The sequence below is a fragment of the Paraburkholderia sp. J76 genome, from assembly GCF_905220295.1.
Classification (GTDB): Bacteria; Pseudomonadota; Gammaproteobacteria; order Burkholderiales; family Burkholderiaceae; genus Paraburkholderia.
The window spans coordinates 109452-133184 of sequence record NZ_CAJMZJ010000008.1 but is presented as its reverse complement, the minus strand read 5'-3'; the positions used below and the strand labels follow the sequence as shown (position 1 = coordinate 133184).

Annotated in this window: 21 protein-coding genes; 14 read left to right on the top strand and 7 right to left on the bottom strand. The window is 66.6% G+C overall.

Going from position 1 to position 23733, the window contains the following annotated elements; genetic code table 11:
- Nucleotides 1-41: 41 nt before the first annotated feature.
- Together U5768_RS17175 and mnmC are read right to left on the bottom strand one after the other, a co-directional pair.
- Nucleotides 42-1247 (bottom strand): cation:proton antiporter, encoded by a 1206-nt coding sequence (locus U5768_RS17175; RefSeq protein ID WP_322031596.1) that lies wholly within the window; start codon nucleotides 1245-1247, stop codon nucleotides 42-44.
- Nucleotides 1248-2106: 859 nt separating this feature from the next.
- Complete coding sequence (mnmC, locus tag U5768_RS17170) at nucleotides 2107-4086, bottom strand: bifunctional tRNA (5-methylaminomethyl-2-thiouridine)(34)-methyltransferase MnmD/FAD-dependent 5-carboxymethylaminomethyl-2-thiouridine(34) oxidoreductase MnmC (RefSeq protein ID WP_322031595.1); 1980 nt, start codon at nucleotides 4084-4086, stop codon at nucleotides 2107-2109.
- A 464-nt stretch (nucleotides 4087-4550) separates the two neighbouring features.
- Here mnmC and U5768_RS17165 point away from each other — a divergent pair, with 464 nt between their 5' ends.
- On the top strand, nucleotides 4551-4829 hold the full coding sequence (locus tag U5768_RS17165; RefSeq protein WP_027815965.1) for an HU family DNA-binding protein: 279 nt from the start codon (nucleotides 4551-4553) through the stop codon (nucleotides 4827-4829).
- Between the two features lie 135 nt (nucleotides 4830-4964).
- Here U5768_RS17165 and U5768_RS17160 read toward each other — a convergent pair whose 3' ends face one another.
- Both U5768_RS17160 and U5768_RS17155 read right to left on the bottom strand, forming a co-directional pair.
- A complete protein-coding gene (locus tag U5768_RS17160; RefSeq protein WP_322031594.1) occupies nucleotides 4965-6311 on the bottom strand; it encodes a GTP-binding protein in 1347 nt (448 codons plus the stop codon).
- A gap of 176 nt (nucleotides 6312-6487) precedes the next feature.
- On the bottom strand, nucleotides 6488-6934 hold the full coding sequence (locus tag U5768_RS17155) for a lytic transglycosylase domain-containing protein (RefSeq protein ID WP_322031593.1): 447 nt from the start codon (nucleotides 6932-6934) through the stop codon (nucleotides 6488-6490).
- 517 nt (nucleotides 6935-7451) lie between these two features.
- Here U5768_RS17155 and gspD point away from each other — a divergent pair.
- The 3 genes from gspD (at nucleotide 7452) to gspF (ending at nucleotide 12593) form a co-directional block, all read left to right on the top strand.
- Nucleotides 7452-9812: a type II secretion system secretin GspD gene (gene gspD, locus U5768_RS17150; RefSeq protein ID WP_322031592.1), complete on the top strand. Its 2361-nt coding sequence runs from the start codon at nucleotides 7452-7454 to the stop codon at nucleotides 9810-9812.
- Nucleotides 9809-11305 carry a type II secretion system ATPase GspE gene (gspE, locus tag U5768_RS17145; RefSeq protein WP_322031591.1) on the top strand — a complete coding sequence of 499 codons (1497 nt, stop codon included), beginning with the start codon at nucleotides 9809-9811 and terminating at the stop codon, nucleotides 11303-11305. The genes gspD and gspE overlap by 4 nt, the downstream gene beginning before the upstream one ends.
- A 70-nt stretch (nucleotides 11306-11375) precedes the next feature.
- Nucleotides 11376-12593: a type II secretion system inner membrane protein GspF gene (gspF, locus tag U5768_RS17140; RefSeq protein ID WP_322031590.1), complete on the top strand. Its 1218-nt coding sequence runs from the start codon at nucleotides 11376-11378 to the stop codon at nucleotides 12591-12593.
- A 47-nt stretch (nucleotides 12594-12640) separates the two neighbouring features.
- Here the strand turns inward: gspF and U5768_RS17135 are convergent, their stop codons facing one another.
- Nucleotides 12641-13054: a hypothetical protein gene (locus tag U5768_RS17135; protein WP_322031589.1), complete on the bottom strand. Its 414-nt coding sequence runs from the start codon at nucleotides 13052-13054 to the stop codon at nucleotides 12641-12643.
- Nucleotides 13055-13270: 216 nt separating this feature from the next.
- Here U5768_RS17135 and gspG point away from each other — a divergent pair, with 216 nt between their 5' ends.
- The 8 genes from gspG to U5768_RS17095 are packed head-to-tail and all read left to right on the top strand — an operon-like array spanning nucleotide 13271 to nucleotide 19283.
- Nucleotides 13271-13753 carry a type II secretion system major pseudopilin GspG gene (gene gspG / locus U5768_RS17130; protein WP_322031588.1) on the top strand — a complete coding sequence of 161 codons (483 nt, stop codon included), beginning with the start codon at nucleotides 13271-13273 and terminating at the stop codon, nucleotides 13751-13753.
- A 21-nt stretch (nucleotides 13754-13774) separates the two neighbouring features.
- Nucleotides 13775-14299: a GspH/FimT family pseudopilin gene (locus U5768_RS17125; RefSeq protein WP_322031587.1), complete on the top strand. Its 525-nt coding sequence runs from the start codon at nucleotides 13775-13777 to the stop codon at nucleotides 14297-14299.
- A gap of 13 nt (nucleotides 14300-14312) precedes the next feature.
- Nucleotides 14313-14741 (top strand): type II secretion system minor pseudopilin GspI, encoded by a 429-nt coding sequence (gspI, locus tag U5768_RS17120; RefSeq protein ID WP_322031773.1) that lies wholly within the window; start codon nucleotides 14313-14315, stop codon nucleotides 14739-14741.
- Nucleotides 14719-15402 carry a prepilin-type N-terminal cleavage/methylation domain-containing protein gene (locus U5768_RS17115; protein ID WP_322031586.1) on the top strand — a complete coding sequence of 228 codons (684 nt, stop codon included), beginning with the start codon at nucleotides 14719-14721 and terminating at the stop codon, nucleotides 15400-15402. The genes gspI and U5768_RS17115 overlap by 23 nt, the downstream gene beginning before the upstream one ends.
- Entirely contained in the window at nucleotides 15399-16526 is a 1128-nt protein-coding gene (gspK, locus tag U5768_RS17110; RefSeq protein WP_322031585.1) for a type II secretion system minor pseudopilin GspK, read from the top strand. Before U5768_RS17115 ends, gspK begins: the two co-directional genes overlap by 4 nt.
- A gap of 34 nt (nucleotides 16527-16560) precedes the next feature.
- Entirely contained in the window at nucleotides 16561-17937 is a 1377-nt protein-coding gene (gspL, locus tag U5768_RS17105; RefSeq protein WP_322031584.1) for a type II secretion system protein GspL, read from the top strand.
- The gene (locus U5768_RS17100) at nucleotides 17913-18452 is read left to right on the top strand and encodes a type II secretion system protein M (protein ID WP_322031583.1); all 540 of its coding nucleotides are present in this window, start codon (nucleotides 17913-17915) and stop codon (nucleotides 18450-18452) included. The genes gspL and U5768_RS17100 overlap by 25 nt, the downstream gene beginning before the upstream one ends.
- 51 nt (nucleotides 18453-18503) lie before the next feature.
- Nucleotides 18504-19283 (top strand): type II secretion system protein N, encoded by a 780-nt coding sequence (locus U5768_RS17095; protein WP_322031582.1) that lies wholly within the window; start codon nucleotides 18504-18506, stop codon nucleotides 19281-19283.
- A 43-nt stretch (nucleotides 19284-19326) separates the two neighbouring features.
- Here the strand turns inward: U5768_RS17095 and U5768_RS17090 are convergent, their stop codons facing one another.
- The gene (locus U5768_RS17090; RefSeq protein WP_322031581.1) at nucleotides 19327-20841 is read right to left on the bottom strand and encodes an efflux transporter outer membrane subunit; all 1515 of its coding nucleotides are present in this window, start codon (nucleotides 20839-20841) and stop codon (nucleotides 19327-19329) included.
- A gap of 242 nt (nucleotides 20842-21083) precedes the next feature.
- Nucleotides 21084-21287, bottom strand: coding sequence for a hypothetical protein (locus U5768_RS17085; protein WP_322031787.1), 204 nt, complete (start codon nucleotides 21285-21287; stop codon nucleotides 21084-21086).
- A gap of 227 nt (nucleotides 21288-21514) precedes the next feature.
- Here U5768_RS17085 and U5768_RS17080 point away from each other — a divergent pair, with 227 nt between their 5' ends.
- Complete coding sequence (locus tag U5768_RS17080) at nucleotides 21515-22039, top strand: MarR family transcriptional regulator (protein ID WP_322031580.1); 525 nt, start codon at nucleotides 21515-21517, stop codon at nucleotides 22037-22039.
- A gap of 120 nt (nucleotides 22040-22159) precedes the next feature.
- Nucleotides 22160-23716 carry a DHA2 family efflux MFS transporter permease subunit gene (locus U5768_RS17075; protein WP_322031579.1) on the top strand — a complete coding sequence of 519 codons (1557 nt, stop codon included), beginning with the start codon at nucleotides 22160-22162 and terminating at the stop codon, nucleotides 23714-23716.
- Nucleotides 23717-23733: the final 17 nt, after the last annotated feature.

The following is a 23733-nucleotide window of genomic DNA, read 5'->3' as shown; positions in this document are numbered from 1 at the left end:
GGGCGTCGCGCGCGAACCGCACGCCGCGCGCGACGCGAAATTCATTTCTCGTCGCGCTCGCCAACGAGCGCAAGCGCGCGATAGACCAACCACGGTCCGAGAAGCTGCAGCACGACGATCGAGCAAAGAATGATCGCTCTCAGGCGCGGATCGAACGTCGGGTACAGCTCGTAGGTGTCCTCGACGAGCAGCAACGCGAGCGCCGACATCGGCGTCAAGGCGATGCCGAGCGCGATACCCTGCTTCCAGTGCAGCCCGCTCGGTTTGGCGAACATCAGGACACCGACGAGTTTGGCCACGAGGCGCGCGACGATCAGCCCCGCCGCGGCTGCGCCGCCTACGAGAATGTCGTGCCACTCGAACGTGGTGAGCGTGAGCACGAACAGAATCACCGTCAGCAGCCAGCCGGCCGTGCCGAAATGCTGCGGCCATAGCTGCGGGCGCGGCTCCAGATTCTTCACGATGATGCCGGCGGCAAGCAGGCTCAGGATCGTCGAAAGCTTGAGCAGGTGCGCAATGGCGATCGCCAGCAGCACAAGGCCGAAGAGCGCGACGAACGAGTGCTCGTCCTGCGGGCTCAGACGACGGTAAAAGAGCGTGCACGCACGGGCGAGCACGTACGCGAGAATCAGCGAGCCGATCAGCAGATAAAGCGGCTGCAAGATGGTCGCGAACACGTTGCCGTACATTTCCTGATGCAGCCAGGTCGAGGCGAGCTTTTCCACGATCACCGCGTACATGCTGTTCAACGCCGTGAGCGTGAGCAGGCGCTGCGTGACCTGGCCTTCCGCGCGCAACTCGGTCTTGAGCTGGATCACCATGGCGGGCGACGTGGCCATGGCGATCGCCGACACGACGAGCGCGATCATCGTCGGCACCGAGAGGAATAGCAGCACTGCGAGCACGAGCACAAAGGTGAGCGAGGCTTCGGCGAGGCTCGAAAGGATGAGCCAGGGATTGCGCCGGATCCAGCGCAAATCGAGCCGGCTGCCCAGTTCGAACAGCAGCAGGCCGAGCGCGACGTCGAGCAGCGGCCGCGCGGACGTGCCGACATTGGCGTCGATCACGCCGAATCCGGCCGATCCGGCAATGAGCCCGATTACCCCATAGCCCGAGATCCGCGGCAAGCGCCACGCCCGATAACAAAGCTCGCCGCACAAACCGGCGGCGAGCAGCGCGAGCCCGGCCCAGAAAATACCGTCGAGCGGTAATGGCCAGGCGGGAAAAAACGAAAACGCCGACTTCATCGTGGTGGCTTCTCCTTGGCACCGACATCTTGCGGGGGATCGATTCCGGCTATCCGGCGTCAGATCGACAATACGGCTGGCTCTCAGGCAAGCCGCGTGCCGCGCGAGCCAGAAGGCGCCCCTGTTTCCGCCTCTACGTCCCGTTTGGCGCCTGCATGCTTTGCGCGCGGCGCGGCGCGCCACTGCCGCAACCCGGCTGGAGCAACGATCTGACGAGACGGCGAATAGCCGGTACGGGCGCCTTGCGTATGGTGTGGCTGCGCCCGCGTTGGATGAATGAACGCCGCCCTCTCCCCTGAGCATTCAGATTCGGGATGAGGGACAACCGTTCCTTGGATGCGCCGGCCGTCTGACGCGGCTTGGACGCGGAAAGAACGGCGATTGTGCCATAGCTTTTTTGCAATTGTCCCGCCTCTTCGAAAGCCTGCACAAAGGCGGTAATAGCGTCCTCATTACGCGATTTTGGCGACGCATGCGGAAAAAATGACCGCATGCGCAGGACGCATTCATCAGGGGGTTTTCGAGACCCGATCTGCCCGTGCTTGCCGGCAGCGGTGGCCTTGGCTTCGGGTTTACGGTTTACCGTATGTATACGTAGTAGAAGTTAACAAGGGCCTGCGTTTCCTGTGGATAACCTTGGTTTACCGATAGGAATCCGCGACTTGGCGCTCGCACAACCGGGCGCAAAGTGTGTGCGGTCCGCGAGAGCTTCGGAGAACAACTTTCGGGACTAAAACAGTGCAGGCAGAGTTACCCCGTTTACGTCCACATCGGTTCCACACTCGATTCGCCGGCAATCCGCGCGGTTATCCACAGATTCGCGTGGATAACCTGGCCGGCACGTTTGCGCGCGCCGCGCTCAAAGACTGCGTTGGCGCAAGGCGCGCTGCAGGAAGCGCGCCGGATCGAGTTGGTCCGTGAGTTCGCGCTCCAGCGGCCACGGCTCGCCTTCGAGTTGCGACGCGATCAGTTCCGCGCCGAGCCCCGCCCATACGAGCCCGCGCGAGCCGAACGCATACGCGCCATAGAGGCCGCTCGCGCGTGGCAGATCGAGCGGCCACGCGCCCGCCAGACGTTGGGCGTCGCGGCGGGCGGCGGCTTCGTCGGCGAGCGGGCCGAGCATCGGCATGCGGTCGCTGGTGACGCAGCGAAACGCCACGCGGCCCCCGAAGTCGCGCTCGCCTTGCGCCGCCGCAAGCTCGGGCAGCATGCGGGCGACGCGTTCGATATTCTCGGTGTGGCCGGCGGCGCGCAGCGCGTCGTCGGCGTCGTCGACTTCGTAGGTGGCGCCCGCGAGTGTCACGCCGCCGTCGAGCGGCACCGCGTAGCCTTCGCCGATCACGGGCACGCGCAGGTTGGCGAGCGGGCTGGGCTCGACGAGCGTGAGCTGGCCGCGCACGATGCGCGTGGGCGCATGCGCGAGCGCGGCGGCGCGCGAGGCGTCCTGGGCGTTGGCGAAGATCACCGCCCCCGCCTGGGCGACGAGCTGACCGGCATCGTCGAACACCTGCCATTCGCCGTCGGATTCCTGAGAACCCGCGCGCGCGATGCGACCAATACGGACACCGAAACGTATTTCGACCTGCGCTTGAGGCAACGCGGCGGCGTAGGCGCATTGCGCGCGGCACAGCGATGCGGGGTCGATCGCGCCGCCCTGCGGATAGAACCAACCACCCTGATTGAGCGCGACGCCGGCCAGCGCCTGGGCCTGCTCGCGCGTGACGGCGCTCGCGAATTCTTCGGGATAGCCGAACGATTCGAGAGCGGCGGCCACGGCGCGCGATTCGTCGTCGGTGGCGAGATGGAGCAAGCCCGCGTGCGAGCGCCTTGGCGCGTGGCCCGCGGCTTCGAGCGCGGCCCAGCGTCGCAGCGCGTAGAGAAACCCCGCGCGCGTGATGCGCGACGCGCTGCTGTCGTCGCGCGAAATCAGCGGATGAAACACACCGGCCGGATTGCCCGATGCCTCGAGCGCCGGCGCGGCGTTTTGTTCGATGAGCGTCACGCGCCAGCCACGCGCGGCGAGGCGCTCGACCAGCGCGCAGCCGGCGAGTCCCGCTCCCACGACGACGGCGTGCCGCTCGCGTAGCGCAAGCGGCAGCGGCGGTTCGTAGCGGCGCACGCGCCAGCGCGGCGCGAAGCGTCCGACCAGCATCGCCCATTTGCCGTTGAAGCCTTCGACCTTGCGGTATTCGAAACCGCTTTGCTCCAGCGCGCGTTTTACGTCGCCGGAACTGCTCCAGGTGGCGAACGTGCCGTCGTCGCCTGCGATGCGCGCGAGCGCCTTGAAGATGGCCGGCGACCAGAGATCGGGATTCTTCGCGGGCGCGAAGCCGTCGAGGTAGATCGCATCGGCGCGCATCCACATTTTGGGAAATACCTCGAGCGCATCGCCGAAAACTAGCGTGAGCGTGACGCGTCCGCCCTCGAATTCGAGCCGATGCGTGCCCGGCACGAGCATCGGCCACGCGTCCACGAGTTCGCGCGCGAGCGGTGCTTCGCGTGCGTGCGCAACGATTGCGTCGAGCACGCGCTCCAGGTCCTTGCGCGAGAACGGATGTTTTTCGACCGAAACGAAGTGCAGGCGCTCGCAGCGTGCCGGATCATCGCGCCATGCCGACCACGTGGCGAGAAAATTCACGCCCATGCCGAAGCCGGTTTCGACCACGGTGAAGATCCGGCGGTTCTGCCAGCGCTGAGGCAACGCGTTGCCCTTCAGAAAGACGGCATGCGCCTGTGCGAATGCGCCTGCAGTGCTGTGATAAACGTCGCCGTAGACAGGGGAAAACGGCGTGCCGTCTTCCCGAAAAGCGAGCGTGGCGGGTGTCAGGGTGGCGGTCATGAGGAGCGCGAAGCCAGAGATGAGGACGAAACGGACATGGAGCGAGGCTCGAAAAAGCGTGCGGCGAAGCCTGGCCGTATCGCCGCAAACGCTTGCCGGGCCGGGGTTTGCGCGCATGCTGCGTTGGCGCGGCGCAACGCGTACGGTGGCAAAAACGTCGCAGGTCGAGCGATTTGCGGGGGTGGAAAGCCCAAAAACATCGGCAAGCGCCAAAAAACCCGCATGTCCCCCGCGAATTCTTCGAAACCCTTGTCGTTATTGGGTTTGCGCTGCGCTATCATAGCAAGCGCCGCCCAGGGAAGCGGCAGCACGGACGTTGCGGCATCAGGCACACGCTAGCCGCCGCAACGCGAAAAACGCCGGGGTGCTCCGGGTCCGTCGCTGCTCGACGGCGCGGCACGCGTCCGTATAATCGGCGCGTTCGCGCTGTTCGTGTCAACCTAAACACAGAAAGGAACTTCTCAATGAATAAACAGGAACTGATCGACGCCGTCGCAGCACAGACGGGCGCTAGCAAGGCACAAACCGGCGAAACGCTGGACACGCTCCTCGAAGTGGTCAAGAAGGCTGTGTCGAAGGGCGACGCGGTTCAGTTGATCGGCTTCGGCAGCTTCGGTTCGGGCAAGCGCGCAGCCCGCACGGGCCGCAACCCGAAGACCGGCGAAACCATCAAGATTCCCGCAGCCAAGACCGTCAAGTTCACGGCTGGCAAGGCGTTCAAGGACGCCGTCAACAAGCGCTAAGGCATTCCCGCTTTAAGTTGACACCCGCCCCTGGCGGGTTTTTTTTCGCCTGCGCGGTTCGTACGCATCGCGGGCGCAAAAGCAAACGGCGCTGCGTGGTTGCAGCGCCGTTGCTCTTTCAGTGCATCATTCCGCCTACTTGGGACGGTGGACGATTTCGTCGTGATCGTGGTCGTGGTCGTCGTCTTCGAGTTCCCAGGACGGGAACGGGTCGGCGTAGCTCAGCCAGGCTTCGGGGCCCGCCGCATACTCCGCATCGGTCAGCAGACACGCGTCGAGCCTCGCGCGCCATGCGTCGCGCTCGAGATCCACGCCGATCATCACGAGTTCCTGGCGACGGTCGCCGATGCTGGGGTCGTCGAGATCGCCTTGCCAGTCGGCGGCGATTTCCTTTTCAAGCCCGGCGTCCTGAGGCCACTCCTCGCGCGGCAGCGCCGCCCACCACGTGCCCGCCGGACCGTGACGGCACACGCCGCCCGCCTGCGAGAGCGTGCCTGTCACGTCGTTGCGCGTGGCGAGCCAGAAGAAGCCCTTCGAGCGCAGCACGCCCTTCCACTCCTGGTTGAGCAGCGCCCAGAAGCGCTCGGGGTGAAACGGCCGGCGCGCGCGATAAACGAAGTTGCTGATGCCATATTCGTCGGCGTCCTTGCGCGGCGCGTGCGTATCGGGATGCGTGTGGGGATGCGTATGCGCCGGATCGTGGCAATGCGCGGGGTCGTCGCAATGGTCGTGCTCGTGCAGCGATGCGAGCCAGCCCGGCGCGCTCGACGCCGCATCGAAATCGAAACGCCCGGTATTGATCACTTCCTCGAGCGGCACCTGGCCAAAGCGGCTCACCACCTGCACGGCGCGCGGATTGATGCGCGCGAGAATGTGCTGCAGGCGCGCGAGTTCGTCGTCGCTCACGAGGTCGGCCTTGTTGAGCACGAGCACGTCGCAAAACTCCACCTGATCGACGAGCAGCTCCACGATCGCGCGGTCGTCCTCTTCGCTCGCCGCCACGCCCCGCTCGGCGAGTTGGTCGGCGCTCGCGTAGTCGCGCAGGAAATTGAATGCGTCTACGACCGTGACCATCGTGTCGAGGCGCGCGAACGCGTCGAGCGCGACGCCGTCTTCACCCGCGAACGTGAAGGTTTCGGCAATCGGCATGGGCTCGGCCACGCCGGTCGATTCGATCACGATGGCGTCGAAGCGCTGACCGGCGCGCGCGGGGTCGGCGAGATGCTGGATCTCGGTGAGCAGATCGTCGCGCAGCGTGCAGCAAATGCAGCCGTTCGACATTTCGACCATGCGCTCTTCCACGCGCGAGAGCGCCGAGGCGTCGCGCACGAGCGCGGCGTCGATGTTGACCGAGGCGAGGTCGTTGACGATCACGGCCACGCGCAGGCCCGCGCGGTTCGACAGGATATGGTTGAGCAGCGTGGTCTTGCCCGCGCCCAGAAAACCCGAAAGCACGGTAACGGGCAGTGGCGGCTGGTTCATCGCAGTTGGGGTGCAGAAAGTGGGTCGGGAGGCGCGCCGCGCGAAAGGACCGAAATCTTCGTCAGGGCGCGGCGCCAGCCAGCATTTTGCACCATGCACGCGGGCGGCGCAGGACGCGCGTGCCCCGCTCTGGGGGCGCGAGCACGCCGCGCGCCGTCAACGCGCGCCCGAAAGCGCTACTGCATGAGATGCCACTTGCGCAGAATGTCGGCGATATCCTGCGCATACTGGTCGCGCAGCGAGGGCGTTTCGGAATGGTAAGCACCGACGGCCGCCCACGTGTTGCCGTACTTGTTCATCTTCTGGCGCAGGTGCCACGCGGCGATATAGACGTTCTTGCACGGCTCCATGAGCGTGCTTTGCGAGATGCCGTACTGCGAGAGCACGGGCAGATGCACGGAATTGATCTGCATGACGCCGTAGTCGGTCGAACCGTTCGCATTCCTGTGTACTGCGTCGGGGCGGTTGTGCGACTCCTGCCAGGCGATGGCGCGCAGGATCAGCGGATTGACCTTTTGATAATGCGCCGCCTCGTCGAAGCAGTCCGCGCGTGCGAGCGTGCTGGCGCTCGCGGTAACGAGCACCACGGCGGCGGCAAGCGTAGCGGACCAGAGGTTTTGCATGGCGATTCGCGCGGAAGCTGACAAAAAGACAATCGAAGCAACGAACGGGTAGCTTGAAGAATGACGCAATCTCTCGCCGCCTGGCCGGTTTTCTGGCGAACAATGCGGGAATTCCCACATAAAGACGGGGGAAAAGTGCGTTGGCCATCCTTCGGGCCGCTCGTATGATACCGGTCACCGATGACGCGTCAAGCTACCCGCCCGGCCAAGGCGCTGCGCTTGGACCCAGGAGCCGCGCGCGACGCGGCCCGCATGCTTACAAATACCTTGGGAATGGCGGCTGGCGCGGCCCGGCGATTAGAAGAATTCCCCGGAGAGCCTTTTTTGTGACAAATTCGACATGAAAAACTGCTACTGTTCCATCTTTTGTTGACTGACGGACGTCCGGGCTGAGGAGAGCGGGCGCCGGCACCAGTCGGAAAGTACAGGCGAGTCGGCCCCACAGCCGTACGTCGAGGACGAATAGCCGCGCGCGTCTGCCGCCGGCTTCGATAAGACATCCATGAGAAGAAATCGTATGGCTTTGCGTCGCGTCGCCACGGCGCTGCTCGTGAGCGGACTCATTACGGCACAACTTGCCTACGCGCAGGTCACGCTCAATTTCGTCAACGCCGACATCGACCAGGTGGCGAGGGCAATCGGCGCCGCCACCGGCAAAACGATCATCGTCGATCCCCGTGTAAAGGGGCAGCTCAATCTCGTTTCCGAAAACCCCGTACCCGAGGACCAGGCGCTCAAGACCCTGCAGTCGGCGCTGCGCATGCAAGGCTTCGCGCTCGTGCAGGATCACGGTGTACTCAAGGTCGTGCCGGAGGCCGACGCCAAGCTCCAAGGCGTGCCCACCTATGTGGGGAATGCGCCTGTCGCGCGCGGCGACCAGGTAGTGACGCAGGTGTTTACGCTCAGGCACGAATCGGCGAACAACCTGCTGCCGGTATTGCGCCCGCTCATCTCGCCGAACAACACCATTGCCGCTTATCCGGCCAACAACACGCTCATCGTGACCGACTATGCGGACAACGTGCGCCGCATCGCCTCGATCATCGCGGGCGTGGACTCGGCCGCCGGTCAGCAGGTGCAGGTCGTGCCGCTGCACAACGCCAATGCGCTCGACATCGCGCCGCAAATCGCGAAGATGCTCGACCCGGGCGCGATCGGCGCCTCCGACCCGTCGCTGAAGGTTTCGGTTATCGCCGACCCGCGCACCAACTCGCTGATGCTGCGCGCCTCGAACGCGCAACGCCTCGCCTCCGCGGTCCAGCTCTCGAAGCAGCTCGACGCGCCGACCAGCATGCCGGGCAACATTCACGTCGTCCCGCTGCGCAACGCCGACGCCACGCAACTCGCCAAGACGCTGCGCGGCATGCTCGGCAAGGGCGGCAACGATACGTCGTCGGGCAATGCGAACGGCTTCAACCAGAGCGGCAACAGCGGCGGCGGCGGTGGCGGCAACATGTCCACGGGCACCTCCGGCACGCCGCCGCTGCCGTCGAATTCGCTCGGCGGCGCAAGCTCGTCGGGCAGCTCGCTCGGCGGCGGCGGCGGATACGGCAGCAGCGGCGGGGGCAACAACGAAGCGCCGTTCCTCGGCGGCGACAAGGACAAGGGCGACGACAACCAGCCCGGCGGCATGATCCAGGCGGACCCGGCCACCAACTCGCTGATCATCACGGCGCCTGACGCGGTGTACCGCAACCTGCGCGCCGTGATCAACCAGCTCGACGCGCGGCGCGCGCAGGTCTACATCGAAGCGCTGATCGTCGAACTGAACTCGACCACGAACGCCAACCTCGGCATCCAGTGGCAGGTGGCGAGCGGCAATGTGTACGCGAACACCAATCTGGCCACGGGCAGCGGCAACAGCATCGTCAACGTGACGGCTGCCGCGGCGGCGGCGGCGAGTACCGGCGGCCTCGCCACCGCGCTCGGTTCCGGTCTCCAGCAGGGCCTGAATGTCGGCTGGATCAAGAACATCTTCGGCGTGCAGGGGCTGGGCGCATTGCTGCAGGCGCTCTCGCAGACGGCCGACGCCAACGTGCTGTCCACGCCTAACCTCATCACGCTCGACAACCAGGAAGCGAAGATCGTCGTGGGTACGAACGTGCCGATCCAGACGGGTTCGTATTCCAACCTCACGAGCGGCACGGCGAGCACGGCGTTCAACACGTACGACCGCGTGGACGTCGGCCTGACGCTGCACATCAAGCCGCAGATCACCGACGGCGGCATTCTCAAGCTGCAGCTATACACGGAAGACTCGGCGATCGTGACGGGCACGACCAACGCGACGACCAATCCGGCGGGTCCCGAGTTCACCAAGCGATCGATCCAGTCCACCGTGCTGGCCGACAACGGCGAAATCATCGTGCTCGGCGGCCTGATGCAGGACAACTATCAGGTCGCGAACAGCAAGGTGCCGCTGCTCGGCGACATTCCGTGGATCGGCCAGTTGTTCCGCTCCGAAAACAAGACGCGCGAGAAGACGAACCTGATGGTGTTCCTGCGTCCGGTGATCATCAGCGACCGCGATACGGCGCAAGCGGTGACATCGAATCGCTACGACTACATCCAGGGCGTGACGGGCGCGTACAAGTCCGACAACAACCTGATCAAGGACCGGGACGATCCGGTCGTGCCGCCGATGCCGCTCGGCCCGAGTCAGGGCGGTTCGGCATTGAACCTGTTCGATCTCGACCAGATGCGCCGTCAACAGGCGGTGGGCGTGCAGCCCGCGGCGCCTGCGGCAACGGTCTATCCGTCGAACGCCGTGCAGATGCAGCCCGCGGAACCGGTGCAAACCGCGCCCGTGCAAACCGCCCCGGTGGAAACCACGCCGGTGCAAGGGGCGGCGCCGGCCACGACGCGGGTGCAGCCGTGAGCACGCCTCACGCGAGCGCGGCAGTCGGCGGCGCGGACCGCGAGCCGCCCTCGCCGCTCGCCGCTCGCCTCGTGCCGTACGGCTTTGCGCGCAGCGGCCAGATTCTCGTCGCCCAGCAGCGCGCCGAGGGGCTGGAGGTGTGGATCAGCGAGCGCACGTCGCAAGCGGCCATCGCCGAAGTCGCGCGCAATTTCGGCGCGTTCGCGCTCGTGCGCGTCCCCGCGGACGAACTCGCGCAGGCGATCAACACGGCCTACGCGCGCCAGGACGGCAGCGCCGCGCAGGTGGTGGGCGAAGTGGAAGGCGAAGTCGATCTGTCGCGCCTCATGCAGGACATTCCCGAAGTGGAAGACCTGCTGGAATCCGAAGACGACGCGCCGATCATCCGCATGATCAACGCGCTGCTCACGCAAGCCGCGCGCGAACAGGCATCGGACATTCACATCGAGCCGTTCGAGAATGCGTCCGTGGTGCGCTTTCGCGTGGACGGCACGCTGCGCGACGTCGTGCGCCCGAAGAAGGCGCTGCACGGCGCGCTCATCTCGCGTATCAAGATCATGGCGCAGCTCGACATTGCCGAGAAACGCCTGCCGCAGGACGGCCGCATCACGCTGCGCGTGGGCGGGCGTCCGGTGGACGTGCGCGTCTCCACGCTGCCCACGGGCCACGGCGAGCGCGCGGTGCTGCGTCTGCTGGAAAAAGACGCGCAGCGCCTGAATCTCGAAGCACTGGGCATGGCCGGCGACACGCTCGGCAAGTTCGACCAGCTCATCGCGAAGCCGCACGGCATCGTGCTCGTGACGGGCCCCACGGGCTCGGGCAAGACGACCACGCTTTATGCGTCGATGTCACGTCTGGAAACGGCCACGACCAACATCATGACCGTGGAAGACCCGATCGAGTACGACCTCGCGGGCATCGGACAGACGCAGGTGAACGAGCGCATCGGCATGACGTTCGCGCGCGCGTTGCGCTCGATCCTGCGTCAGGACCCGGACATCATCATGATCGGCGAAATCCGCGACCTCGAAACCGCGCAGATCGCCGTGCAGGCCTCGCTCACGGGCCACCTCGTGCTCGCCACGCTGCACACCAACGACGCCGCCTCGGCCGTGACGCGTCTGACCGACATGGGCGTCGAGCCGTATCTGCTCGCGTCGTCGCTGCTCGGCGTGCTCGCGCAGCGCCTCGTGCGACAGCTCTGCCCCGTGTGCAAGGAAGAACGCGTGGAAGACGACGGCAGAAAGCGCTGGCACCCCGTGGGGTGCGATCGCTGTGGCCACTCGGGCTACTCGGGGCGGCGCGGCGTGTACGAACTGCTGCTCATCGACGAGCCGATTCGCGCGCTCATCCACCGCAATGCCGCCGATGCGGAGATCTTCGAGGCCGGCCGCGCGCAAGGAATGCGCACGCTGCGCGAAGACGGCGAGCGCTGGATCGACGCGGGCAGCACGTCGCTCGAAGAAGTGCTGCGCGTGACGGGCGGCGCATGACGGGCCGCACGATGACGCACAGGAAGAACCACAAGATGGACGCTCAATAAAAGCGAGGGCGATCAGCAACATGCCGGCATTTCGCTTCGAAGCCATCGACGCCACGGGCAAAGCGCAAAAAGGCGTGCTCGACGCCGACAGCGCACGCGGCGCGCGCGCGCTGCTGCGCGGCCAGGGCCTCACGCCGCTCGTGGTCGAGCCCGCGGCGAGCCGCACGCGCGGCGCGCGAGCGCAGCGGCTCGCGCTCGGGCGCAAGCTCTCGCAGCGCGAACAGGCCATCCTCACGCGTCAGCTCGCGAGCCTGCTGGTGGCGGGCCTGCCGCTCGGCGAGGCGCTCGCGGTGCTCACCGAGCAGTCCGAGCGCGACTACATCCGCGAACTGATGGCGGCGATTCGCGCCGAAGTGCTCGGCGGCCATTCGCTTGCCAGCGCGCTCGAACAGCATCCGCGCGACTTTCCGGACATCTACCGTGCGCTCGTGGCCGCTGGCGAGCACACCGGCAAGCTCGGCATCGTGCTTTCGCGTCTGGCCGACTACATCGAGCAGCGCAACGCGCTCAAGCAGAAGATCGTGCTCGCCTTCACGTACCCGACGATCGTCACGATCATCGCGTTCGGCATCGTCACGTTCCTGTTGAGCTATGTGGTGCCGCAAGTGGTGAACGTGTTTGCGAGCACCAAGCAGCAACTGCCCTTCCTCACCATCGTGATGATGGCGCTCTCGGGGTTCGTGCGGCAGTGGTGGTGGGCGGTGCTGATCGCCGTGGCCGTGGCGGCGTGGATCGTGCGCTCGATCTTGCGCCGGCCCGGCCCGCGCCTCGCATTCGACCGCTGGATGCTCACCGCGCCGCTCGCGGGCAAGCTCGTGCGCGGCTACAACACCGTGCGCTTCGCGAGCACGCTCGGCATTCTGAGCGCGGCGGGCGTGCCGATCCTGCGCGCGCTCCAGGCGGCGGGCGAAACGCTCTCGAACAAGGCGATGCGCACGAACATCGACGATGCCATTGTGCGCGTGCGCGAAGGCACGTCGCTTTCTCGCGCGCTCGGCAACACGAAGACGTTTCCGCCCGTGCTCGTGCATCTGATCCGCTCGGGCGAGGCGACCGGCGACGTCACGACCATGCTCGACCGCGCGGCCGAAGGCGAGGCGCGCGAACTCGAGCGGCGCACGATGTTCCTCACGAGCCTGCTCGAACCGCTGCTGATTCTGGCGATGGGCGGCGTGGTGCTCGTGATCGTGCTCGCGGTGATGCTGCCGATCATCGAGCTGAACAACCTCGTGCAGTAAGGCGCCCGGACAGGTTTGCGACCTGCGCGAGGTTGAGCGCGCGGAAACTAGCGCACGTAGATGGTGGGACCGGCGGCGTTGGGCGGCAGGAAGATTTCGGAGTGCGCGCCGTGGCGGTCGATGATGATCGAGCGGGGACGCACTTCGAAGAGTTTCGAGTTCTGGTCGAGCGGGCCGCCGAGCGAGATGGCCCTCGGCGGTTCGCCGCCCACGCTCACGATGGCCGCGGCGCCCTGCGCGAGCGCGAGGATGCCGAAGAGGTGAATGTCTTGCACGGGGTTGCGTTCGAGCTTGCCGCCGAACAGCGTGCCGGCCTGGTCGAGCGAGACCGGCGGCTGGGCGGCGGCGGCCTGCACCGGCGCCGCGCGGTTCGCGGCGAGAGTGATCGTCCACCACGTGGCCGTGGCGCAGAACACCGCAAACGCGGCGAGGGAAAGAAGGCGGATTTGCAGTGGGTTCATGCGCCCATTGTACGAAGGTTTATGAAAATTTTGATGTACGCGTTTGCCATGCCCGCAAGGCGTCGGAAAGGCGTCATCGTGTGACATTACAATGACCCGTCATGCGTGCGAGGACCGGCCGATTCAGGCGGCGGGTCCGATTGCAGGCAGGACGAAACGCGGCGCACTCGCGTGCACCGCAACCATATCTAGCGAGGGAGGAAAGAACTCATGCCCATGTCGGCCAAATTGTGGACCCAGCGCCGCGCCGAAATCGAGTCAACGCGTGAAGGTGCGCGCGCGCGCCGCCAACGCGGCTTCACGCTCATCGAAATCATGGTCGTGATCGCGATTCTCGGCATTCTGGCCGCGTTGATCGTGCCGAAGATCATGAGCCGCCCCGACGAAGCGCGCCGCGTCGCCGCGCGCCAGGACATCGGCACGATCATGCAGGCGATGAAGCTCTATCGCCTCGACAACGGCCGCTATCCGACTCAGGACCAGGGGCTGCAGGCGCTCGTGCAAAAGCCGACCACCGACCCCGTGCCGAACAACTGGAAGGACGGCGGCTATCTGGAACGCCTGCCCAACGACCCGTGGGGCAATCCGTATCAGTACCTGAACCCGGGCGTGCACGGCGAGATCGACGTATTCAGTTATGGCGCAGACGGCAAACCCGGCGGTGAAGGCAACGACGCCGACGTAGGGTCCTGGCAGTAAGTCCACCGCCACGACGCATCCATGCAACCGAGCCGCCTTTCCCCTTGCCGGGACCGCCGGGCGCCGCGCACCGCGAGCGCGCGCATGCGCTCGCGCGCGGCGGGCTTCACGCTGCTCGAAATGCTCGTGGTGCTGCTGATCGCCGGGATTCTCATTTCGCTCGCCTCGCTCACGCTCACGCGCAATCCGCGCACCGACCTCAACGAAGAGGCGCAGCGGCTCGCGCTCCTGTTCGAATCGGCGGGCGACGAGGCGCAGGTGCGCGCGCGGCCCATCGCATGGCAGCCGCTCGCGGGCGGGTTTCGCTTCGACGTGCATACCGAGGACGGCTGGCGCCCGCTGCGCGACGATCTGCTCGGGCCGCGCCAGTGGGAAGGCGGCGTGACCGGCGTGGCGATCACCTACCCCGGCAGCGACGACACGCAGGCCAACCGGCTCATCTTCGGCACGGAAGCCGTGGACGTGCCCGTGCAGGTCACGCTCTTCTCGGCAGCCGGCCGCGCGACGATAGTCGGCACGGGCACCGGCCGTTTCGAGGTGCGCTGAGATGCGGTTTTCGATGCGCGCGCAAAAGCGCGGCCAATGCGTTCGTCCGGCTCATAAGGCTCATTGCGCGCGTGGGCGCGGCTTCACGATGATCGAAGTATTGGTTGCGCTCGCAATCATCGCGATTGCGCTTGCCGCTTCGCTGCGCGCCGTGGGCAGTCTCGCCGCGAGCGAATCCGATCTGCACGACCGCCTGCTCGCGGGCTGGAGCGCGGACAACGCGCTTGCGCAACTGCGTCTCGTGCACGCGTGGCCGGACCTCGGCGAGAGCCGCTTCGACTGCTCGCAGGGCAATCTGCGGCTGACCTGCACGCAGCGCGTCGCGGCGACGCCCAACCCCATCTTCCGGCGCGTGGAGGTGTCGGTGGCGACGCCCGGCCGCGCCGGCAATCTCGCGCAACTCGTCACGGTGCTCGCCAATGAGACGAACCGCTCGTTGTGACCGCGTGCGCGCCGCCTCGTCAGCGCGCGGCTTCACGCTGATCGAGCTGCTCGTGGCGATCGCCATCATGGCCGTGGTGGCGATTCTCTCGTGGCGCGGCCTCGACGAGATCGTGCGCGGGCGCGAGACCATCACACGCGCGATGGCGCAAGAGCGCGTGTTCGCGCAGATGTTCGACCAGATGCGCATCGACTTGCGCGAAGCGGCCTCCGACGACGAAGCGGGCGGCGTCGCCGTCTCGCTCGAGGGCGGCGCGCTGCAGATCGTGCGCGCGTTCGCAGTGCCGCCGGGCGCCGCGCCGCGCCTGCAAGTGGTGCGTTACCGCGTGACGGGCGGCCAGGTGGTGCGCTATGCCTCGCCGCCGCTTGCCAATCTCGGCGAACTGCGGCGAGCGCTGCGCGGCGGCGAAGGCGGCAACTGGGCCGCGCTGCCGATGATGAGCGGCGTGAGCGCCATCAACGCGCGCCTCTACGTGCCGAAAACCGGCTGGACGGCGAACATGGCGGACGTGCGCTCGCAGATAGCGGGCAACAACAACGATCTCAAGGTGCCGCAACTCGGCAACGCGCCGCTGCCGCGCTCGGTGACGGGCGTGCAGGTGAGCGTGGGCTCGCATTCGCTCGAGCAGCCGGTGACCCGCGTTTTCCTGGTGGGAGAATGACGTTGCGCGCACAACGAACCTCCACCGGGCCATTCGCACGCCGCCGCTCCCCGCGTGCGCGGCGCGGCGCGGCCATCATCAGCGCGCTGCTTGTCGTTGCGCTTTCGGCGATCCTTGTTTCGGGCATGTTGTGGCGCCAGCAGGTGCAATTGCGGCGCATCGAGAACCAGCGGCTGCTCGCGCAGGCGCAGTGGATCTCGCGCGCCTCGCTCGACTGGACGCGCCTCGTGCTGCGCTCCGAAGCGGACACGTCGGCGGGCATCACCTATCTTGGCGGCGCGTGGGGCGTGCCCCTCGCGAGAACGCGCCTGTCCGACTTTCTCGGCCAGATCGGCGAGGCGCGCGCGCAACAGGGCGCGGACACCTGGCTCTCGGGCTCGATCGAAGACGCTCAGGCGCGCTTCAATCTGCGCGATCTCGTGGCGACCAGCGCGCCCGGCTCGCTGCAACTGAATCTTACGGAGATCGAAGCGTTTGCGCGCCTGTTGCAGATTCTCGGCATCGACCAGTCGCTCGCGAAGAACACCGCCGTGTACCTGCGCTCGGGTCTCAGTTACTCGGCAACGCGCTTCCAGACGCAAACCGCGACGACGAACACGAGTTCGCCAACGGAGGCGCTCGCAGGCGGCGGAACGACGGGCGGCGGCAACTACACCGACAATCCCGGTCTCGCCGATTCCGACAACAACAGTGGCGTCGCCCCGCTTCTGATGACGAGCGTCGATTCGCTCCTCGACGTGCCCGGCTTCACGCCCGACACCGTCGCGCGCCTGCGCCCGTTCGTGACGGTGCTCCCCACCGTGACGCCCGTGAACATGAACACGGCGAGCGCCGAGGTGATCGCCTCCGTCGTGACGGGCATGAGCCTGTCGAGCGCGCAGGCCCTCGTCGCACATCGACAGAACGTTTTTTTCCGCAACGTGGGCGACGTGCAGCTCGCGCTCGAAGGCGTGGGCGTGAAGCAGGTCTCGATCGACACCACGCAGATCGACGTCAACACGAGTTATTTTCTGGTACATGGGCGCGTGCAGCACGAGCGCGCCGAGGTGGACCGCACCACGCTTGTCTGGCGCGATCCGCTCACCCATTCGACGCGCATCGTGCGCGTGAGCGACGAACCATGAATCCGTCCCCGATCCACATCGAAAAGAGGTGCGTTTGAGCACGCTGATCGTTCTCATGCCGCCCCGCGACCCGGCGGTCCACTCGCAGGAATGGCAACTGCCGGAACTGCCCTTCGTGCTGCTCGACAAGACGGGCAACACGCAGCGCGCGGGCCGCTCCGCGCTCGGGCTGCTGCCGAAGGCTTCGACCACCATCCTGCTGATCGCCGCGCGCGACCTGCTCATGCTCGCCGCCGCCGTGCCGCCGCTCAGAGGCCCGCGGCTGCGTCAGGCGCTGCCGAATGTGGTCGAGGATCATCTGATCCAGGACGCGCAGACTTGCCATCTCGCGCTCGACCCGAAGCGTCTGGCCGACGGACGCCAGGTCGTGGCGGCCATCGATCGCGGCTGGTTCCGCTTCCTCCTGGAAGGCTTTGCCGCCGCGGGGCACCGCAATCTGCGCGCCGTGCCGGTGGCGCGCTGTCTGCCTGCCGCTCAGACGGTTGAGGCGGCTCACGAAATTCCGCTGACTGAGCCTGCAGAGCCGGGCGCCGCGCCCGGTGTCGCAAAGTCCGCCACGCCAGCACTCGAACCCGTGACCGCGTGCGTGCTGGGCCATGTCGTCTCGACCGCCCCGGCGCTGCTGCCTGGCGTCGCCCTGGAGCCGGCGGCCGCCGTGGGGCAAGCGCCGCTCGAACTCGCGATCGTGCGCGGCGCGCTTGCCGAGGGCTTCGCGGTGCCTGCCGCAAGCGTGGCCCCCACCGTGGCGGCGCTCGCGGGCGACGCGCCGGTTTCGGGCTATGTGCTCGCCAATCTTCCGGGCGAGCCGGCGAGCGCTGCCGCACGCGCGTCGCTGGCCGCCGCGTTGCCCGGTGCGCAGACGCTCACGTTCGAAGCGCTCGCGCGCCGCGCGCTCGCGTGCCGCTTCGACCTGTGCCAGTTCGAATTCGCCTCGCAGCCGTGGCGGCTCGACCGCGCGACGCTGCGTCGTCTGCGCGTGCCGATCGTGCTCGTGGCGGCGTCGCTCGTCGTGGCGGTCGTCGGCGCGAATATCCAGTGGCTCATGATGGCGCGCCAGCGCGACGCCATCAGCGCGCAGATGACCGAACTGCTCCTCAACGCGTTCCCGAAAACGACCGTCGTACTCGACCCCGCCGGGCAGATGGCGCGCCAGTTGCAGCAGTTGCGCCTGGCCGCGGGCGAGCCCTCGCCCGACGACTTCCTCGCGCTCTCCGACGGCTTCGCCCGCTCGCTCGGCCCGGTGCCCGCGAACGGCATTGCGGCGCTCGACTATCACGACCGGCGTCTGGAAGTGACCTTCAAGCCAGGCGTCGACGTCGACGCCGATCTCGCCAAACGCCTCGCGGCCAACGGCCTTGCGGGCACGGCGGATACCAGCACGGGTAAATGGACTATCAGGAGCGCATCGTGAAGACAACGGCTACGAGCGGCGCATGGGCCGAGGCCTGGGCGAACTTCTGGGAGGCGCGCACGACGCGCGAAAAAACGCTGCTCACATGGGGCGGCGCGGTGCTCGCGCTGGCGATCGTCTGGTCGGTGCTGTGGCAGCCGGCCGCCGACGGCCGCGCGCGCCTGCGCGAGAGCCTGCCCGGCATGCAGCGCGAACTCGCGCTGATGACGGCCGAGGCCGACGAGGCGCGCTCGCTTGCGGGCGCGGCGGCGAGCGTGGCGCCGGGCGGCCAGGCGCTCAAGGACGCGATCGCCGCTTCGCTGGCCGATCATGCGCTCGCGGGCGCGCAGATTCAGCTAATCGGCACGACGGTTCAGGTGCAGATGAAGAATGCGTCGTTTCCGGCGTGGGCCGCGTGGGTCGACGACGTGCGCAAGCAGTTCAAGGTGCAGGTGGTCGAGGCGCACATCACCGCGCTGAAGACCGATGGCCAGGTCGATCTCACCGCCTCGCTGCAACCGGCGAATACGCGTTAACAACGCATTAAAAGAAAAAGCGCGCGTCAGGAAGCGCCGGAGAAATACGCAATGAGTTACTGGATGCGGCGGCTGCTCGCCGCGTTGCCCTGGTTGATCGTGGGTGTGCTGTCGATCGCGGTCGTGCTGCTCGCCCGGCTGCCTGCCGCGTGGATCGCGCCGCAATTCGCGCGCGCGACTCAAGGGCACGTAAATCTGATCGACCCCGAAGGCTCGCTCTGGCACGGCTCCGCGACGCTGATGCTCGCCGCGGGCCAGGACGCGCGCGGCGCGACGCTGCTGCCGGGGCGCATCGTCTGGCGCACGGCGTTCTGGCCGCTGTTCGTCGCGCGTGTACGCATGGAAATGCTGCAAACCGAGGCGATGCCCGACGCCGTGACGGTCGATGCGTCGTTGCGCGGCGCGAATGTAAGCGCAGGCGCGATCGCCGTGCCGGCATCGCTGCTCGCGGGTCTCGGCGCGCCGTTCAACACGCTCGATCTGGACGGCAAGGTGCGGCTTTCGTGGAGTCCGTGGCGCACGTTCGGCACGGATGCGTTCGGACGACTAACCGTCTCGCTCGCGGACATGAGTTCGCGCGTTTCGCTCGTGAAGCCGCTCGGCACGTATCAGGTAGTGGTGCAGGCGCAGGGGGCGACGTCGACGCTCGATCTGTCGACGCAAAAAGGACCGCTGATGCTCGAGGGGCGCGGCTCGTTCTCGCGCGAGTCCGCGTCGTTCCAGGGGACCGCGAGCGCGACGCCGGATCAGCGCGACAACCTGGCCGGCCTGTTGAATCTGCTGGGCCGGCCGGTCGGGCCGGGAACCGTGGCGCTGACCTTCATGCGCTGACGTTCCGGGTTTGAGCGCGCGCCCGCTTGCGCGCGCGTATGCATTACTGCGACTGCGCGCCCGTTGCGGTGGCCGCAACGGCCGCCGGCGCGGAGGCCGCAGAAGCCGCCGCGGGCGCGGCGACGCCGCCCGTCTCGCGATCCATCTGCGAGGCATCCCAGCCGCCGCCCAGCGCCTTCACGAGTCCCACCGACGACACCATGCGCTGCCCGCCGATGCTCACGAGCTTTTGCTGGGCGGTAAAGGCCGTGGCCTGCGCGGAAAGCACGTTCTGGAAGTCGGTCGTGCCCGCCTTGTACTCGTTCGTGACGATCGCGAGCGCATGTTGCGCCGAATCCACCGCCTGCTGCTGCACCACGACCTCTTGCCCCAGGATGCGCTGCGACGCGAGATTGTCCTCCACGTCCTGGAACGCGGCTAGCACCGTTTGACGGTAGGTGGCGACCTGCTGGTCGTAGGCGGCGCGCGCGGCTTCGGTCTGCGCGTGGCGCAAACCGGCGTCGAAGATCGTGCCGGCCAGCGACGGCCCGAGCGTCCAGAAACGCGACGGCATCTGCAACAACTGCGACATCACCGAGCTTTCGAAGCCGCCGCTCGCGGAAAGCGTGAGCGCCGGGAAGTACGCCGCGATGGCGACGCCGATCTGCTCGTTGGCCGACGCCGCCTTGCGCTCGGCCGACGCGATATCGGGCCGGCGTTCGAGCAACGCCGAAGGCATGGCGAGCGGCACTGTGGGCGGCGTGGCCGCGAGCGGCGACGGCGGAATCGAGAACGTGGAGGCGGGCTGGCCGACCAGCACCGCGATCGCGTGCTCGTCCTGGGCGCGCGCCACGCCGTTGTCGATTGCGGAAGCCTGGGCGGATTGCAGTTGCGTTTGCGCCTGAATCACGTCGGCGCGGCCCGCTACGCCCTGGGCGTACTGATTCTGCGTGAGTTGCAGCGACTTCTGGTACGCCGCGACCGTGTCGTCGAGCAGCTTCTGCTGCGCGTCGAGCGAGCGCAGCGTGAAGTAGGTCTGCGCGAGCGTGGCCTGGGCCGACAGACGCGCATTCGCGAGATCGGCGGCGGCGCCCTGCTGGCTCGCCTCCTGCGAACTGACTGTGCGGCTCACCTTGCCCCACAGGTCGGGCTCCCAGGTGGCGTCGAGCCCCAGGTTGATGTTGTTGGTGATGCTGCCGCTCGATAATCCGCCGCTCGAATTGGCCACGCGCGTAGGCGTGTGCGAGCGCGTGCCCGAGAAGGAACCGCTGATCACGGGGAAGTACGCGGCCCGCGCCTCGCCCACGAGCGCGCGCGCCTGGCGGAAGGCGGCGGCATATTGCGCGACCGTCTGGTTGCTCGTGTTGAGCTGATCCATCAGCGCGTTGAGCGGCGCGTCGTCGTAGATCAGCCACCAGGCGCCGCGATCGGCGGTATCGGCGGGCTGCGCGACCTTCCAGCCCTCGGGCGCTTCCTTGAACGAGGCGGGCACGGCGGCGGACGGCCGGTGATAGTCGGGGCCGACGGCGCAGCCTGTCAACTGGAAGGCGAGCGCGGCGGCGGCGCACAGCGCCAACATGGAGAGCGGCGTGGGCGCGCGGCGCGCCCCGGACCCTGCGGATCCAACGGAGGCGCCGGGACGGACAAAACGGCAAGGCATGCAAGGATTCCTGTCGATGCAACCGGCGCGCGCTCAGGCGGCCGGGCGCGCACGGGGTTGTCGCGTTGCGGCAATGGTAGCGCACGCGCTGGCCATTACGCGGAATCCGAAAGCTTACGCGTTGGAAGGGTTGGCGGGTGTTACGGAGTGACGCGCGCAGGTTACGCGTCGTTACGGCGGCGCCGCGCCCACACCATGGCCACGACGGCGATCGAGCCGCCCGGCAGCGCAAACATGGCCGCGTACAACGCGAGCTTGCGCCAGCGCTCCCACCTCGAACCCGCGCTGGCGTTCGCGAAAGCGAGGCGAGCCGAGTCGGTTAAGGAGCGGCCCAGGCCGCCAAGCGCGTTGATCAGGTAAAGCATGATGCCCAAAAGGGTGAATGTAGAAAAGTGAAACTGGTTGCCTATCATAATATTGACTATGCAATCAAATCACAACATACTTTGCAGCGCATCAACGCAACTGTTGTTTTTACGCGCAGCCCAGAGCAGCAGGAGCGTTGCGGGCGCCCGGCAGATTTATCTGCCTGAGCAGCGAACGATCCCGCTATAATCCGTTCGTCTTTTGAGATGCTGAAAAGCGCACTGCCATGAGCGATGGTCCTTTCGTCCCGGCCAGGCTGGGCGTCGAGCCAAGTCTCGGCTATTTCCTTTCGACCGCGCGTAACGTGCTGGCCGGACGTATCGACCGTGCGGTCGCGCCGCTCGGACTTACATCGTCGCAAATCGGGGTGATCCTGTTGTTGTGGTTCGAGCGCGCGAGCACGCCGAACGAGATGTCGCGCGCTCTCTCGTACGACACCGGCTCCATGACGCGGATGCTCGACCGGCTGGAGAAGAAGGGCTTTCTGGAGCGGCGGCGCAGCCAGGCGGACCGCCGGGTCGTGGAACTCGCGCTGACGGATCAGGGACGCGCGGCGGCGCAGCAGTTGCCCGACCTGATCGCCGCGGAGATGTCCGAGCAGTTACGCGGCTTCACACCCGACGAAGTCGCGACGCTCGTTCATTTGCTTCAGCGCTTTATTGCCAATGACGGCTCGACCACGCCGCTGTGCGGATCGATGGAACCCGACGCCACCGACTCCGAACCGCCGGCGCAGGAAGACGACGTCTAGAACCGCGGCGCTCCACAGCACCGAACGTATTTCGAATAAATCACTGTCTGGGCAGAAAGTGCACAGACATGAAATGGCCAGTGTGCATCGACAAAGGCCAACCCTTTAAGGACACGGAACATGGCAGCTTCTCCCGCGGTGCCCGCGCAGGCCGAACCCGCACCGTTCTCCGGCGGCACCCTTGCGCTCCTCACAGTCGGGCTCGCGCTCGGGACTTTCATGGAAGTGCTCGACACCTCCATCGCGAACGTGGCGGTGCCGACCATCTCCGGCAACCTGGGCGTCGCCAACAGCGAAGGCACGTGGGTGATCTCGTCGTATTCGGTGGCGTCCGCGATTGCCGTGCCGCTCACCGGATGGCTCGCCCGCCGCGTGGGCGAAGTGCGCCTCTTCACGCTCTCGGTGCTGCTGTTCACGCTGGCCTCGGCGGCGTGCGGCTTCGCGACGAACTTCGAGATGCTCATTGCGTTCCGCCTCGTGCAAGGGCTCGTTTCCGGGCCGATGGTTCCGCTTTCGCAGACCATCCTCATGCGCTCCTACCCGATCGCCAAGCGCGGGCTCGCACTCGGGCTCTGGGCGATGACCGTGATCGTCGCGCCCATCTTCGGACCGGTGATGGGCGGCTGGATCACCGACAACTACACGTGGCCGTGGATCTTCTACATCAACGTGCCGATTGGTCTTTTTTCGGGCATCTGCGCGTATCTGCTGCTGCGTGGACGCGAGACGAAGACGACGAAGCAGCGCATCGACGCCGTGGGCCTCGCGCTCCTCGTGATCGGTGTGTCGTGCCTGCAGATGGTGCTCGACCTCGGCAAGGACCGCGACTGGTTCAACTCGACGTTCATCGTCACGCTCGCCATCATCGCCGTGGTTGCGCTCGCATTCATGCTGGCTTGGGAGGCGACGGAAAAGGATCCCGTAGTCGACCTGTCGCTCTTTCGCGACCGCAATTTCGCACTGGGCGCGATGATCATCTCGTTCGGCTTCATGGCTTTCTTCGGCTCGGTGGTGATCTTCCCGCTCTGGCTGCAGACGGTCATGGGCTATACGGCGGGACTCGCGGGCCTGGCCACCGCGCCAGTGGGTCTGCTCGCGCTCGTGCTTTCGCCGCTCATCGGGCGCAACATGCACCGGCTCGATTTGCGCATGGTCGCGAGCTTCGCGTTCGTGGTGTTCGCGATCGTCTCGCTCTGGAACTCGACGTTCACGCTCGACGTGCCGTTCAACCATGTGATCCTGCCGCGTCTCGTGCAGGGTATCGGCGTGGCCTGCTTCTTCGTGCCGATGACGACCATCACGCTTTCGAGCATTCCCGACGAGCGGCTCGCGAGCGCCTCGGGCCTCTCGAACTTTCTGCGCACGCTTTCAGGTGCGATCGGCACGGCGGTGAGCACGACGTTCTGGGAGGACGCCGCGATCTATCACCATGCGGTGCTGTCGGAATCGGTGAGCCAGTATTCGCCGAATACCATTGCCTATAAGGACGCGCTGTCGAGCCTCGGTCTCACAGGTGAAAGCCTGACCGCCAGGCTCAATGAGGTTGTCACCGCGCAGGGCTACATGATGGCCACCAACGACTTTTTCCGCATTTCCTGCGTGATGTTCGTCGCGCTGGCGTTGCTGGTGTGGGTGACGAAGCCGAAAAAAGGCGCGGGACCGTCAATGGGTCATTAACGGTCCCGCGAAAAGGC